Raw genomic sequence first — 13,867 nt, forward strand, 5'->3', positions numbered from 1 at the left:
GCAGATGAACAGTGGCAGCGACCGCGGAGCAGCAAGAGGTCACCGACACCACCCACGCCCCGCGCCGCCGCGGCATGGGCCCGATCGCCACGGCGGTCAGTGTCTTCGGTGAACTCCTTATCACGGCGGGTCTGATCCTCGGCCTGTTCGTCGTCTACTCGCTGTGGTGGACGAACGTCATCGCCGACCGCGCGGCGGGCAAACAGGCCGACAAGGTCCGCGACAACTGGGCCCAGGACAGGGGGCCGGGCGCGCTGAACACGAGGAACGGCATCGGCTTCCTGCATGTCCCCGCGATGGGCGGCGGCGAGGTCCTGGTGGAGAAGGGCACGTCGTCGAAGCAGCTCAACGACGGTGTCGCCGGCTACTACACCGACCCGGTCAAGGCGACGCTGCCGATGTCCGGCAAGGACGGCAACTTCTCCCTCGCGGCCCACCGCGACGGCCACGGCGCCAAGTTCCACAACATCGACAAGATCGACAAGGGCGACGCGATCGTCTTCGAGACGAAGGACAAATGGTACGTCTACAAGACGTACGCGATCCTTCCGGAGACCTCGAAGTACAACGTCAAGGTGCTCGGCGCGATCCCCAAGGAGTCGGGGAAGAAGAAGGCCGGCAAGTACATCACCCTGACGACCTGCACGCCGGTGTACACGTCCCGGTATCGGTATGTGGTGTGGGGGGAGCTGGTGCGCGTGGAGAAGGTGGACAGCGAGCGGACACCGCCGAAGGAACTGCGCTGACCTGCGTCCTCAAAGGACGTCGTAAAAGGCTTAGCTGCCCTTACGAGCAATGGAACGCGCCGGAATTGTACTGCGCAAAACTTCCGTACACTCTGGGGCTCAGAAGCGTACATACGCTGGCCGGTGAGGTTTGCGTACACTTTTCGATGCTGACGCTCGTGTACGTGGAGGTGCCGTACCCGCCCGTCGATGAGTCGTAGTAGAGGTACGCCGTGCCGAACGTGGTCCCGCCGCTCGTTTTGACGGCGTAGGCGCCGATCTGCGACCCGCTGCACCCGTAGTCGGCAGCGCTGGCCGCTCCCTTTATGAGGGTCCCCTATTGATGCGCGTGGAGCATGCCACTCCCGTTGATCACGGGATAGCTTTTTCCGATTCCTGGAATTCCGGTTCTATTTCGCTATTCGTGGAATTGTGTGAGCAAAAAGGACGCGCCCCGTATGTTCGAGGCGCGTCCATTTTTGTATTGATGCTGGTGGCGCGTTCTGCTAACCGGTAGTGCCGCCGAAGAAGCCGCCGCCGTTGTTGCCGCCGTTGTTGTTCTGTTGGGCAATGGCGGTCAGATTGACCGTGGTGCCCTTGGGGACCGTGGTGCCGGGCTGCTGGTCCTGGGCGAGGACGATGGCGTTGTCGTCCTGGGCGCCCGTGACGTTGACCGACAGACCGAGGTCCTGGAGGGCCTTCCGAGCGTCCTTCAGCGTCTGCTGCGTCACCGACGGCACCTGGACCTGCTCCTCGGCCTTCTTCTTGCCCAGGTGGATCTTCACCGTCGAGTCCTTGTCGACCGAGGCGCCGATCTGCGGGTCGGTGCTGATGACCTTGTCGACCAGGTTGTCGTCCTCGGTCTCCGTGTCGGTGACGCAGTTGCCGGTGAGGTTGTTCTGCGTCATCAACGCCTTGGCCTCGTCACACGTCTTGCCCGTGACGTCCGGGACCGTGGACTTCGCGATTGCCTTGGCCACGGTGAGGGTGATCGTCGTGCCCTTTTCCTTCTCTGTGCCGCCCTCGGGGTCCTGGCCGGTGACGACGCCCGGGGTCCGGTCGGATTCCTCAGTCTTCTGCTCAACCCTGAAGCCCTTGTCCTCGAGATCGGACTTGGCCTGCTCGAACTGGATGCCCTCGACATCGGGCACGGTGACCTTCGGGGCGCCCGTCGAGACCACCAGGTTGACGGTGGACTGCTTCTCGACCTCAATGCCTGGCTTGGGGTCCTGCGTGCAGACGTTGCCCTTGGGCTGGTTCTCGCACTCCTTCTTGGTGACCGACACCTTCAGATCGCTGTTGGTCGCCATCTTCTCGGCGTTTTCCTGCTTCTCGCCGATGAAGGTCGGCACCTGCACCTTGTCGTCCGCGCTGTTGTTCCCGCTGAACGCCCACTTCCCGATCAGGATCGCGCCGATCAGGACCAGCACCGCCGCGACGACCAGCAGGATCGTCGAGGTGTTGTTCTTCTTCTGCTGGCGGCGGCGGTCGGGGCGGTCGTCGTAGCCGCCGTAGCCCGGGTCGTCCGGGTTCATGGGCGGGAGCATCGACGTGGCGCCGGCGTCCGTGGAGCGCAGGGCGGTGGTCGGCTGGTCGTCCGGGTAGGCGCCGTAGCCGACCGAACCCATCGCCGCGGTGGCCGCCACCGGCTGGCCGTCCAGGCACGCCTCGATGTCGATGCGCATCTCGTCGGCGGACTGGTAGCGGTAGTTCGGGTCCTTGACCAGGGCCTTGAGGACGATCGCGTCCATCTCGGGCGTGAGCTCGGGGTCGAAGACCGACGGGGGCTGCGGCTCCTCGCGGACGTGCTGGTAGGCCACGGCCACGGGGGAGTCGCCCACGAACGGCGGGCGTACCGTCAGGAGCTCGTAGAGGAGACAGCCCGTCGAGTAGAGGTCGGAACGCTGGTCGACCTGCTCGCCCTTCGCCTGCTCCGGCGAGAGGTACTGGGCCGTGCCGATGACCGCCGAGGTCTGGGTCATCGTCATGCCGGAGTCGCCCATGGCGCGGGCGATGCCGAAGTCCATGACCTTGACCTGGCCGTTGCGCGTGAGCATGACGTTGGCCGGCTTGATGTCACGGTGGACGATGCCGGCCCGGTGCGAGTACTCCAGGGCCTGGAGGATGCCGATCGTCATCTCCAGCGTGCGCTCCGGCAGCAGCCGGCGGCCGGAGTGCAGCAGCTCACGGAGCGTGGAGCCGTCGACGTACTCCATCACGATGTACGGGATCGAGACCCCGTCGATGTAGTCCTCACCCGTGTCGTAGACCGCGACGATCGCGGGATGGTTGAGCGAGGCGGCCGACTGGGCCTCCCGGCGGAACCGGGCCTGGAAGGACGGGTCGCGTGCGAGGTCCGCGCGCAGCGTCTTCACCGCCACGGTGCGGCCGAGCCGGGTGTCATGCGCGAGGTAGACCTCCGCCATGCCACCACGGCCGAGCACCTGGCCCAGCTCGTACCGGCCGCCGAGGCGACGCGGCTCTTCCATAGCTACCTACCAGCCCTCTCCGTCGGTCCCGACCGGCACTGGTGTGCGGTCGGGGGCTGCCGTCCGGGCCTACCGTACCCGGCTGGCTTTGTGTGACCTGGCCAAGCCCGTCACCCGATACAGGACCGGTATCGCAACGTGCACCGATGTGAAGGGGACGTGATCGGGGTCACTTGTTGGAGTTGATGACGGCCTCCATCACGCTCTTGGCGATGGGTGCCGCGAGGCCGCTGCCGGAGATGTTCTCGCGGACCGCGTTCTCGTCCTCGACGACCACGGCCACGGCGACCGGCTTGCTGCCGTCGCCGAGCTTGGCGTACGAGATGAACCAGGCGTAAGGGTTCTTGCTGTTGTTCTCACCGTGCTGGGCGGTACCGGTCTTGCCGCCGACCGTGACGTCGCCGCCGATCTGGGCCGTCTTGCCGGTGCCCTTCTCGACGACCGTCTCCATCATCGACTGGAGGATCTGCGCGTTCTTCGCCGACAGCGGCTGGCTGTACTCCTCCGGGTCGGTCTTCTCGATGACGTCGACATTGCTGGCCTGGAGTTCGTCGACCATGTACGGCTTCATGAGGGTGCCGTCGTTGGCGACCGCGGAGGCGACCATGGCCATCTGCAGCGGGGTCGCGGCGGTGTTGAACTGGCCGATGGAGGACAGGGCGACCTGCGAGGGCTCCATGTTGTCCGAGAAGACGGAGGCGCTGGAGCGGACCGGCGTGAACTGCTCCTCGGTGAAGCCGAACTTCTTGGCCTCTTCCAGCATCTTCTCGTTCTTGAGGTCAGCGCCGATCTTGCCGAAGACGGTGTTGCAGGACCACTGCAGAGCGACGCGCAGGGTGGCGTTCTTGCAGGGGATGTTGCCCTCGTTCTTCAGCTCCGTCGTCGTGCCCGTCATGACCCAGGGCAGCGGAGAGTCCGTCTTTTCGTCGGCGTCGCCGTACAGGCCGTTCTCCAGCGCGGCGGCCGCGGTGACGACCTTGAAGGTGGAGCCGGGCGGGTAGACCTCGCGCAGGGCCCGGTTGAGCATCGGGTCGGCCGGGTTGTTCTTCTTGTCGAGGGCCTTCCAGGCCTTCTCGTCCGACTCGCCGCCGCCGGCGATCGTCCCGGGGTCGTACGACGGGTAGGAGGCCATCGCCAGGATCTTGCCGGTGGACGGCTCGAGAGCGACGACCGCACCCTTGCCGCGCTGCTTGAGGCCGTCGTACGCGGCCTTCTGGGCGGCGGCGTTGAGGGTGGTGACGACGTTGCCGCCTTCCTTCGGCTTGCCCGTGATCATGTCCAGGGTGTTGCGGAAGAAGAGCCGGTCGTCGTTGCCGGTGAGGATGCCGTCCTCGAGGTTCTCCAGCTGGTTGGCGCCGTAGGCCTGCGAGACGAAGCCCGTGACGGGCGCCCACATGGCGCCGTCCTTGTAGGTGCGCTTGAACTTGAAGTCGCCGCTGGTGGTCTCGGTGTGGCCGGTGATGGCCTTGCCGTCGACGATTATGTCGCCGCGCGGGGTGGCGTACCGCTCGATGGCGACCCGGCGGTTGTCGCTGTCGGTCCTCAGCTCGTCGGCCTTGACGTACTGGAGCCAGTTGTCACGGATGAGCAGGGCCATGACGAGGAGGCCGCAGAAGATCGCGATCCGGCGCAGGGGCTTGTTCATGACGGGCGGACCACCTGGGTCATCTCGGCGTCGGGGCTGGGGGCGGGCGCGGGCGCCGGACGGCGTGCGGTGTCGCTGATGCGCAGCAGGATGCCGATCAGGGCCCAGTTGGCGATGACGGACGAACCGCCGTAGGCCACGAACGGGAGCGTCATACCGGTCAGCGGGATGAGGCCCATGACACCGCCGGCCACGACGAAGACCTGGAGGGCGAAGGCGCCGGACAGGCCGACGGCCAGCAGCTTGCCGAACGGGTCGCGGGCCGCGAGGGCCGTACGCACACCGCGCTCGACGATCAGCCCGTAGAGCAGCAGGATCGCCATGACGCCTGCCAGGCCCAGTTCCTCGCCGAACGTGGCGAGGATGAAGTCGGAGTTGGCGGCGAAGCCGATGAGGTCGGAGTTGCCCTGCCCGAGACCGGTGCCGAGGGTGCCGCCGGAGCCGAAGGCCCAGAGGGCCTGCATGGACTGTTCGGTGTGGCCCCCGACGCCCTGACGGGAGAGCGTGTACTCCTTCATCGGGTCGAGCCAGGCCTGGACGCGCTGCTGGACGTGCGGTTCGAAGCTGGCCACGCCGACCGCGCCGGCCGCGGACATCAGCAGACCGAAGACGATCCAGCTGGTCCGCTCGGTGGCGACGTACAGCATGATGATGAACATCCCGAAGAACAGCAGGGATGTACCGAGGTCGGTCTCGAAGACCAGGATGAGGATCGAGATCATCCAGACGACGATGATCGGGCCGAGGTCGCGGCCGCGGGGCAGGTACAGGCCCATGAAGCGGCGGCTGGCCAGCGCCAGGGCGTCTCTCTTGACCATGAGATAGCCGGCGAAGAACACCGCCAGGGCGATTTTCGCGAACTCACCGGGCTGGACCGTGCCGAGGCCCGGAATCTTGATCCAGATCTTGGCGCCGTAGATGTTCGCGCCGAGTCCCGGCACGAGCGGCAGGACCAGCAGGAACAGCGCGCCGGCCATGGAGATGTAGGTGTAGCGCTGCAGGACGCGATGGTCCTTCAGGAAGACGAGCACGGCCACCAACAGGGCGACGCCCAGTGCGGAGTAGAGCAGCTGGCGCGGCGCGGCCTCGACGTAGAGGGGGCTCCGCTGGAGCCGCTTCGACTGGTCCAGACGCCAGATGACGACCAGACCGAGCCCGTTCAGCAAGGTGGCCAGCGGCAGCATCAGCGGGTCCGCGTACGGCGCGAATTTCCGTACGACGAGATGACCGACGCCCGCGAGCAGGGCGAGGCCCAGGCCGTAGCCCAGGAGGCCGGTGGGCATCTCGTCGTTGATGGCGAGGCCTACGTTGGCGTAGGCGAACACCGGGATGACCACGGCGAACACCAGCAGCGCGAGCTCGGTGTTGCGTCGGCTCGGTGTGCCGATCGAGCCGATCGTGGACGTGTGGTGCGTCGACGTGTTGGAAGTACTGCTCATCGTGTGACAGGGCCTCTCACGGCTTGCCTACTGCGTACCGCACTGCCCGACGACCTGCTTCTCTTCGTCCGAGAGGGTGGGGCCGGGGGTGGGAGTGGGCGCGGTCGGGGAGGCGGAAGCGTTCGGGGACGGTGAGGTCGAGGTGGACGGGGTCGGTGAGGCCTTGGACGTGAGGGAGGTCTTGGTGGTTCCCGTGGTGCCTCCGGCCTCGCCCTCGCCGGTCTTGGAGTTCTGCTCGCTCTCGACGGCCTGCTGTTCGGCGCGCTTCTTGCACGCGGAGGCCTGCAGCGAGAGTTCGTCGATCTTCTTCTGGGCGGTCTTGAGGTCGCCTTCGGCGATGGTGCCCTCGACGAGCTTCTGCTGGTACGGCGGCAGGTACTTGAGTTCGATCTCGGGGTGGTCCTTCTCCACCTTCGACAACGACACCCAGGCCAGGTCCTGGCTGATGCCCCGGTACAGCGCCACGTGCTCGTCGTTGGCGGCCACGTAGTACTGCGTCTGGGTCCAGCGCCAGCCGCCGTAGAGGCCGCCGCCGACGACGGCGAGCGTGAGGGCGATGTAGAAGGATCTCTTCAGCCACTTGCGGCCCTTGCGGGGCTTGACGAAGTCCTCGTCGCTGTAGTCGCCGAAGCCGTCGGTGGGGATGAAGCCGGTGACGTCGCCGGAGCCGGGCGGGCCGAACTGTCCGCCCCCGCCCTGTCCGGGCACCTGGCGGCCGAGCCCGGAGGCGCGGCCGGCGGGGGTCTGCATGATGCCGTTGTCGTGCAGTGGGTGCTGCTGGTTCTCGGCGACCGCGCCGACGACGACCGGGGTGTCGGAGAGCTGCCCGGCGAGGGTGTCCCCGGTGTCCAGGTCCAGTACGTCGGCGACGATGACCGTGATGTTGTCGGGGCCGCCGCCGCGCAGCGCGAGCTGGATCAGCTCCTGCACGGTCTCCTGGGGGCCCTGGTAGCTGGCGAGGGTGTCCTCGAGCGTCTGGTGGGAGACGACCCCGGACAGCCCGTCGGAGCAGATCAGGTAGCGGTCGCCGGCGCGGACCTCGCGGATGGAGAGGTCGGGCTCGACGTGCTCGCCGCTGCCCAGCGCGCGCATCAGCAGGGAGCGCTGCGGGTGGGTGGTGGCCTCTTCCTCGGTGATGCGGCCCTCGTCGACCAGGCGCTGCACCCAGGTGTGGTCCTGTGTGATCTGGGTGAGGACGCCGTCGCGCAGCAGGTACGCGCGCGAGTCGCCGACATGGACGAGGCCGAGGCGCTGGCCGGTCCACAGCAGGGCGGTGAGCGTGGTGCCCATGCCCTCGAGCTGGGGGTCCTCCTCGACCAGGGAGCGCAGCTGGTCGTTGGCGCGCTGGACCGCGGTGCCGAGGGAGGTGAGGACGTCGGAGCCGGGGACGTCGTCGTCGAGGGCGACGATCGTGGAGATGGCCTCGGAGGAGGCGACCTCACCGGCGGCGGCGCCGCCCATGCCGTCGGCGATGGCGAGCAGGCGCGGACCGGCGTATCCGGAGTCCTCGTTGCCCTCCCGGATCATGCCTTTGTGCGATCCGGCGGCGAAGCGCAGTGACAGACTCATGCGCACCTCGCCCGTCGGCTCCGGATACATCCGCACGGTGCCCACCCTCCGGTCGGGAGCGCGCCGGGGCCCGGGGTGGGGGCCCACTCCGCGTGCTCGCTCCGCTCGCGCCTATTCATGATGTAGCACTACTTCCGCAGCTCGATGACGGTCTTGCCGATGCGGATCGGCGCGCCCAGCGGAATCGGTGTGGGGGTCGTCAGCCGACTCCGGTCCAGATAGGTGCCGTTGGTGGATCCGAGGTCCTCGACGATCCACTGGCCGTCCCGGTCCGGGTAGATCCTGGCGTGCCTGCTGGAGGCGTAGTCGTCGTCCAGCACGATGGTGCTGTCGTGCGCCCGGCCCAGCGTGATGGTCTGGCCCTGGAGCGCGACGGTGGTGCCCGTGAGGGTGCCCTCGCTGACGACCAGCTTGCTGGGGGCGTTACGGCCGCGACGGCCGGCGGCGGGCTGCTGGCGCTGCTGCGGGGGCGCCTGTTGGCGCTGGGCCTGCTGCGGCCGGGCGGCCTCTCGCCTGGCCCCGCGCTGGGTGACACGCGTACCGAACAGATCGCTGCGGATGACCTGCACGGCCACGATCACGAACAGCCACAGTACGGCTAGGAAACCCAGCCGCATGACCGTGAGGGTCAGCTCTGACATTGCCCCCGCTTCACCCTTCGGCTTGCCGGTAAATGATGGTGGTGTTGCCCACGACGATCCGCGAGCCGTCGCGGAGCGTAGCGCGGGTGGTGTGCTGTCCGTCCACCACGATGCCGTTGGTGGACCCCAGATCCTGGACGGTCGAGGGCGTTCCGGTCCGGATCTCACAGTGCCGGCGGGAGACGCCGGGGTCGTCGATCCGCACGTCGGCCTCGGTGCTGCGGCCCAGCACCAGCGTCGCGCGGGAGATCTGATGGCGGGCGCCGTTGATCTCGATCCAGTGGCGGGTGCGTCCGCCTGCCGCGGCTGCGGGAGCGGGTGCGACAGGGGGCCGCTGACCGCTCGCGGGCTGCGGGTATCCGTAGCCGCCGGGGCGGCCGCCGGGCGGCGGCGCGGCCGGCATGGGCGGGGCGCCCGGGGCTCCGGCGGGAGCCGCGGCCGGCGGGTATCCGTAGCCGCCGGGGGCCGCGGGCCGGCCCGCCGGGGCGGCCGCGCCGGGGGCCTGCTGGTCGGTGGAGGAGGCGAGCGTGCGGCTGCGCACCCGGTACAGGCCGGTGTCGAGGTCGTCGGCCTTCTCCAGGTGGACCTTGATGGGGCCCATGAAGGTGTAGCGCTGCTGCTTGGCGTAGTCGCGCACCATGCCGGCGAGTTCGTCGCCGAGCTGGCCGGAGTACGGGCTCAGGCGCTCGAAGTCCGGTGTGCTCAACTCCACGATGAAGTCGTTGGGGACGACCGTGCGGTCGCGGTTCCAGATGGTCGCGTTGTTGTCGCACTCGCGCTGGAGTGCTCCCGCGATCTCCACGGGCTGTACCTCGGACTTGAACACCTTGGCGAAGGTGCCGTTGACCAGACCTTCGAGGCGCTGCTCGAACTTCTTCAGGACTCCCATGGGGCACCTCCTCCGTAGCTGCTGCCGTCCTGCACCCCGCAGAGCGGGTACTGCCTTACCTGGTACTGCTTACTGATCGTATCCACGCGCCGGTCAATCGGCTGGTTCCCCCTGTCGGCCTCGTCGACGGGTGTCGACGCCTCCGAGGTTCCCTGTGGAGCTCCTCTTCGAACTCCCCCGGCCGACTCCTCCTGTCAAGGATCGTAGAGGCGGCCGCAGACAAGTGTCCCGCACCTGACTGTGCACCCTGACCGGCTCCTGGGGAGACGGGCGGTACCGGTACGAGGTTGATACGTGAACAGACACGTGTTGATACGTAGCCGGAAGGACGGCGGGTCGGTGCGGGATGTCTACGGCCCTGGTGAGCGGCTGCCCCTGGATAAGGGATGTGAACCCACCCCTGCCCGCGTGCTAATGTTCTGGGTGTCGGAAGGCGCCAGCCCCTAGGGGAAACAGCCCGAAGACACACCCAATGCGCGGGTGGCGGAATAGGCAGACGCGCTGGATTCAGGTTCCAGTGCCCGAAAGGGCGTGGGGGTTCAACTCCCCCCTCGCGCACAGCTGAAAGCCCCGCAGGTCTCAGACCTGCGGGGCTTTTGCGTTGTCCTCCGGCGCTGTCCGCCGTGAGGACAATCACACGGCGTCGTCCCGGCCGTGGGCTTACGCGGCCACGCGCTGGGCGAGGTGCTTCGCCCTGGTCTCCGCGTCCTGGTGGGCACGCGCGCGGGAGGCCTCGTAGAGGGGGACCAGTTCGGTCATCGCCGGGTTCTGCGGGGCCATGGTCAGCTCCGGGACGATGAACTCGAGGTCCAGGCCGAGGGAGTCGCCGAGTGCCGCCTGCAGGTAGTTCTGCACGTACTCGAAGCCCTCGCGCGGCGTGCCCGGCGCGTAGGAGCCGCCGCGGCTGGCGACGACGGTGACCGGGGTGCCGGTGATCTTCGAGTCCTCGGTCATGAAGGTGCGGCCGACGAGCATCACGTTGTCCAGCCAGGCCTTGAGGGTCGAGGGGATCGCGAAGTTGTACATAGGGGCGCCGATCAGCACGGCGTCCGCCCCCTCCAGCTCCTCGATCAGCTGCACGCGCGCGTGGAAGGCGGCGGCCTGCTCAGGCGTGTGCGTCGCGGGATCGGTGAAGCCGGCGAGGTGGGCGTCGGCGGTGATGTGCGGCACGGGGTCCGTGGCGAGGTCGCGGTAGATCACCGTGCCTTCGGGGTGCTGCTCCTCCCAGGTCCTGCGGAAGGCGTCCGTGACGGAGCGGGACGAGGAGGCGCCGTGGGGGAACACGGAGGAGTCGATGTGCAGCAGCGTGGCCATGGGGGTCTCCTGACGAGCGGTGCGTGGCTAATAGTTCGTACACGGCTATTGATAACACAGCTACTTACTTTTTTTCACCCCCATACGTGAGCGCAGTACTCTGAAAGGCATGACGGTCGAGGCGAAGCACGGCACGGAGGCCTGCAAGCAGGTGGACGACGGGATCACCCGTGTCTTCCAGCTGCTCGGGAAGCGCTGGACCGGGCCGATCGTGGCCGTCCTGACCCCCGGACCGGCGTACTTCGTCGACCTGCGCCGGGCGATTCCCGGCATCAGCGAGCGGATGCTGTCCGACCGTCTGACCGAGCTCGCCGCCGCGGGGCTCGTGCTGCGCGAGGTCGACGAGGGGCCGCCGCTGCGGGTGTCGTACCGGCTGACGGCGGCGGGGGCCGCGCTGGAGCCGGCGTTCGCGGAACTGAAGAAGTGGGCGCAGCGGCACCTGCCGGAAGTGCCCGGGGGCAGCTGCTGAGGGACTCCGGCGCGGGGCGGGTGCCGAGGAGGGCGGCTGCGGGGCCGGTTTTCCACAGGCGCGCGGTTGTCCACAGGGTCTGACGCGTTTCGGCCACCGGCTGTACGGTCTGCACGAGTTGATGTTCGGGCGGATGCTGGTTCGGGAAGGCGGTCGCGATGACCGAGGTCGGGGTGGAGGCTTCCGCCGAGGTTTCCGCAGGCGCGGGGCGCAGGCTGCCGCGGGTGCGGGGCTTCGCCGAGTGGCCGGTGCAGGGGTCTCCCAAGCGGGAGGGCAAGGCGCTGCGCAAGCGGGTCCCACGTGGTGCGCACACCGCGCTCGACCTGGACGGTTCGCGGCCCGACGCGGTGAGCGCGGTCGAGGAGTCCAACCGCGACCGCATCCCCGGACTCACCCCGCTGCGCGTCGGTCGGATGGCGGCCACGCCCTTCGCCTTCCTGCGCGGCTCGGCGGGCCTCATGGCCTACGACCTGGCGCGCACCCCCATGACCGGGATCCGCGCCCAGATCTGCGGCGACGCCCACGCGGCCAACTTCGGTCTGTACGGGGACGCGCGCGGCGATCTGGTCATCGATCTCAACGACTTCGACGAGACGGCCCAGGGCCCCTGGGAGTGGGACCTCAAGCGGCTCGCGGCCTCGTTGGTGCTCGCCGGCCGGGAGGCGGGCGCGGACGAGGACACCTGCCGCAGTGCGGCGCACGGCGCGGTGGGCGCCTACCGCCGCACCATGCGGCTGCTGGCCGGGCTCCCGGTGCTGGACGCCTGGAACGCCATCGCGGACGAGGAGCTCGTCTCCCACACCGACGCCCACGACCTCGTCGGCACGCTGGAGCGGGTCTCCGAGAAGGCGCGGGCCAACACCAGCGGACGGTTCGCGGCGAAGTCGACCGAGCAGACCGAGGGCGGCGGGCGCCGCTTCGTCGACGCCCCGCCGGTGCTGCGGCGCGTGCCGGACGCGGAGGCCGCGGCGGTGGCCGGGTCTCTGGAGGCGTACCTGGAGTCGCTCTCCGAGGACCGCCTTCCGCTGCTGTCCCGGCACGCGGTGCACGATGTCGCGTTCCGCGTCGTGGGTACGGGCAGTGTCGGCACCCGGTCGTACGTCGTGCTGCTCCTCGACCACCGCGGTGAGCCGCTGGTGCTCCAGGTGAAGGAGGCCCGCCCCTCGGCGCTGCTGCCGCACCTGGTGGCCGCCGGGTTCGAGGCGCCGGCCGTCGAGCACGAGGGCCGCCGGGTCGTCCTCGGACAGAAGCGGATGCAGGTCGTCAGCGACAGCCTGCTGGGCTGGACGTCGGTGGACGGACGGCCGTTCCAGGTACGGCAGTTCCGCAACCGCAAGGGCAGCGTCGACCCTGCCGCGCTCGCCGCCGACCAGATAGACGACTACGGGCGTATGACGGGGGCGCTGCTGGCCCGCGCCCACTCGCACAGCGCCGACCCGCGCCTCGTCGCCGGGTACTGCGGCAAGAGCGAGGAACTGGACGAGGCGATGGCCGCGTTCGCCGTGGCGTACGCCGACCGTACGGAGGCGGACCACGCGGACCTGGTGGCGGCGGTGCGGTCGGGGAGGCTCGCGGCGGAGACGGGGGTGTGAGGGGCTCGCGGCCGGTGCGGGGTCTTCGGTGAGGTACATGGATCTCGGCGGGCGGGACGGGGGCATCACGGGGATCGTCGACCCGCGGCCCTACCTCGCGAAGCTGCCCGGAGGTCTGTGACGTGGCCGGACCGGGGGACGTGGTCCTCGACGAGGTGCTGCCGCACGACGGGGGCTGACACCGGCGTCGGAGGACCGACCCGGCCGTGGCCTACGCTGGTCGGGTGACGACCCCGGAAGCTGAGCAGGGTGGTGTCGCCGGCGGTACGCGGGCGGCGCCCGAGGATGGCGCGCCCCGGCCCGAGGAGCGGCTGGAGCGGGCCGTGCGGGCCGCCGAGCAGGCGCTGATCGAGTACGAGATCGCGGTGGAGACCTTCCGGGTCGAGGTCGAGAACTTCTCCCGGCTGCACCACCAGAGACTCGGCCCGATGTACACCCGGCTCGACGAACTGGACGCCCAGATCGCCGAGGCCACGGCCGAGCGCACCGGTGACCCCGAGGACCGGCGCAAGGCGGACGAGGCCCGCGCCCGGGTGATGCCGATGCCGGCGGTGGAGGAGCTGTTCCACGGCTGGATGGACGGGGACGGGCTGTTCCCGGAGGCCGTGGCGATGCTCACGGAGCAGCCGGTGCAGCCCCCGCAGCGGGTGCGGCCCAGCGACGAGGCCCGCAAGCTCTACCGGGAGCTGGTCCGCAAGGCCCACCCCGACCTGGCGCAGGACGACACCGAGCGGGCGCGCCGCGACGAGTTCATCACCCGGGTCAACGCCGCCTATGCCCGCGGTGACGAACCGCTGCTGCGGGAGCTGGCCGAGGAGTGGGCCGCCGGGCCGAAGCCGCCGGAGCAGGGACCGACGCCGAGCGAGGAGCTCTACGCCCGCCTCGAGTGGCTCTCCCGGCGCAAGGAGCTGCTCAGCGTGGTCGCGCGGGAGCTGGAGGAGAGCGCGATCGGGGCGATGCTGCGGCTGGCCCCGGACGATCCCGACCGGCTCCTGGAGGAGATCGCCGAGCAGTTGCTGGCGCAGCTCGAGGAGCGGGAGCGCGAGCTGGCGGAGCTGCTCGGGCAGTAGGCGGCCGTGGGCCGGGCCGTGGGCC

At 69.0% G+C, this 13,867-nt stretch carries 11 protein-coding genes and 1 tRNA gene; 5 read left to right on the top strand and 7 right to left on the bottom strand.

Features of this window, described 5'->3' with window-relative positions:
- Positions 1–11 precede the first annotated feature (11 nt).
- Positions 12–746, top strand: a complete 735-nt coding sequence (locus tag OG381_RS24340; RefSeq protein WP_327718166.1) for a class E sortase — start codon at positions 12–14, stop codon at positions 744–746.
- A 485-nt stretch (positions 747–1,231) separates the two neighbouring features.
- Here OG381_RS24340 and pknB read toward each other — a convergent pair whose 3' ends face one another.
- From pknB to OG381_RS24370, 6 genes are all read right to left on the bottom strand, one after another.
- Complete coding sequence (gene pknB / locus OG381_RS24345; RefSeq protein WP_327718167.1) at positions 1,232–3,214, bottom strand: Stk1 family PASTA domain-containing Ser/Thr kinase; 1,983 nt, start codon at positions 3,212–3,214, stop codon at positions 1,232–1,234.
- Between the two features lie 169 nt (positions 3,215–3,383).
- Positions 3,384–4,859 (bottom strand): peptidoglycan D,D-transpeptidase FtsI family protein, encoded by a 1,476-nt coding sequence (locus tag OG381_RS24350; protein ID WP_327718168.1) that lies wholly within the window; start codon positions 4,857–4,859, stop codon positions 3,384–3,386.
- Positions 4,856–6,298, bottom strand: a complete 1,443-nt coding sequence (locus tag OG381_RS24355; RefSeq protein ID WP_327718169.1) for an FtsW/RodA/SpoVE family cell cycle protein — start codon at positions 6,296–6,298, stop codon at positions 4,856–4,858. Before OG381_RS24355 ends, OG381_RS24350 begins: the two co-directional genes overlap by 4 nt.
- A gap of 27 nt (positions 6,299–6,325) precedes the next feature.
- Positions 6,326–7,897, bottom strand: coding sequence for a Stp1/IreP family PP2C-type Ser/Thr phosphatase (locus OG381_RS24360; protein WP_327722543.1), 1,572 nt, complete (start codon positions 7,895–7,897; stop codon positions 6,326–6,328).
- Positions 7,898–7,995: 98 nt separating this feature from the next.
- On the bottom strand, positions 7,996–8,508 hold the full coding sequence (locus OG381_RS24365) for an FHA domain-containing protein FhaB/FipA (protein ID WP_266824712.1): 513 nt from the start codon (positions 8,506–8,508) through the stop codon (positions 7,996–7,998).
- 10 nt (positions 8,509–8,518) lie between these two features.
- Positions 8,519–9,397 (bottom strand): DUF3662 and FHA domain-containing protein, encoded by an 879-nt coding sequence (locus OG381_RS24370; RefSeq protein ID WP_327718171.1) that lies wholly within the window; start codon positions 9,395–9,397, stop codon positions 8,519–8,521.
- A 474-nt stretch (positions 9,398–9,871) separates the two neighbouring features.
- Between OG381_RS24370 and OG381_RS24375 the strand changes: the two genes are divergently transcribed.
- A tRNA-Leu gene (locus OG381_RS24375) sits at positions 9,872–9,955 on the top strand.
- A 102-nt stretch (positions 9,956–10,057) separates the two neighbouring features.
- On the opposite strand, the gene OG381_RS24380 is transcribed toward OG381_RS24375, so the two are convergent.
- The gene (locus OG381_RS24380; protein WP_327718172.1) at positions 10,058–10,711 is read right to left on the bottom strand and encodes an FMN-dependent NADH-azoreductase; all 654 of its coding nucleotides are present in this window, start codon (positions 10,709–10,711) and stop codon (positions 10,058–10,060) included.
- Positions 10,712–10,820: 109 nt separating this feature from the next.
- On the opposite strand from OG381_RS24380, the gene OG381_RS24385 reads away from it, so the two are divergent.
- From OG381_RS24385 to OG381_RS24395, 3 genes are all read left to right on the top strand, one after another.
- Positions 10,821–11,180, top strand: coding sequence for a winged helix-turn-helix transcriptional regulator (locus tag OG381_RS24385; protein WP_327718173.1), 360 nt, complete (start codon positions 10,821–10,823; stop codon positions 11,178–11,180).
- A 158-nt stretch (positions 11,181–11,338) separates the two neighbouring features.
- Entirely contained in the window at positions 11,339–12,772 is a 1,434-nt protein-coding gene (locus OG381_RS24390) for a DUF2252 domain-containing protein (protein ID WP_327718175.1), read from the top strand.
- A 224-nt stretch (positions 12,773–12,996) separates the two neighbouring features.
- Complete coding sequence (locus tag OG381_RS24395; protein ID WP_443061932.1) at positions 12,997–13,842, top strand: J domain-containing protein; 846 nt, start codon at positions 12,997–12,999, stop codon at positions 13,840–13,842.
- The last annotated feature ends 25 nt before the right edge of the window (positions 13,843–13,867 follow it).

This window comes from Streptomyces sp. NBC_00490 (genome assembly GCF_036013645.1).
GTDB classification, from domain to species: domain Bacteria; phylum Actinomycetota; class Actinomycetes; order Streptomycetales; family Streptomycetaceae; genus Streptomyces; species Streptomyces canus_F.

Excerpts from the sequence above, each read along its gene's own strand:
- OG381_RS24390 (WP_327718175.1), top strand. The coding sequence starts at position 11,339 with ATGACCGAGGTCGGGGTGGAGGCTTCCGCCGAGGTTTCCGCAGGCGCG.
- OG381_RS24365 (WP_266824712.1), bottom strand. The coding sequence starts at position 8,508 with ATGTCAGAGCTGACCCTCACGGTCATGCGGCTGGGTTTCCTAGCCGTA.
- OG381_RS24385 (WP_327718173.1), top strand. The coding sequence starts at position 10,821 with ATGACGGTCGAGGCGAAGCACGGCACGGAGGCCTGCAAGCAGGTGGAC.
- OG381_RS24380 (WP_327718172.1), bottom strand. The coding sequence starts at position 10,711 with ATGGCCACGCTGCTGCACATCGACTCCTCCGTGTTCCCCCACGGCGCC.
- OG381_RS24360 (WP_327722543.1), bottom strand. The coding sequence starts at position 7,897 with ATGTATCCGGAGCCGACGGGCGAGGTGCGCATGAGTCTGTCACTGCGC.
- OG381_RS24370 (WP_327718171.1), bottom strand. The coding sequence starts at position 9,397 with ATGGGAGTCCTGAAGAAGTTCGAGCAGCGCCTCGAAGGTCTGGTCAAC.
- OG381_RS24355 (WP_327718169.1), bottom strand. The coding sequence starts at position 6,298 with ATGAGCAGTACTTCCAACACGTCGACGCACCACACGTCCACGATCGGC.
- pknB (WP_327718167.1), bottom strand. The coding sequence starts at position 3,214 with ATGGAAGAGCCGCGTCGCCTCGGCGGCCGGTACGAGCTGGGCCAGGTG.
- OG381_RS24350 (WP_327718168.1), bottom strand. The coding sequence starts at position 4,859 with ATGAACAAGCCCCTGCGCCGGATCGCGATCTTCTGCGGCCTCCTCGTC.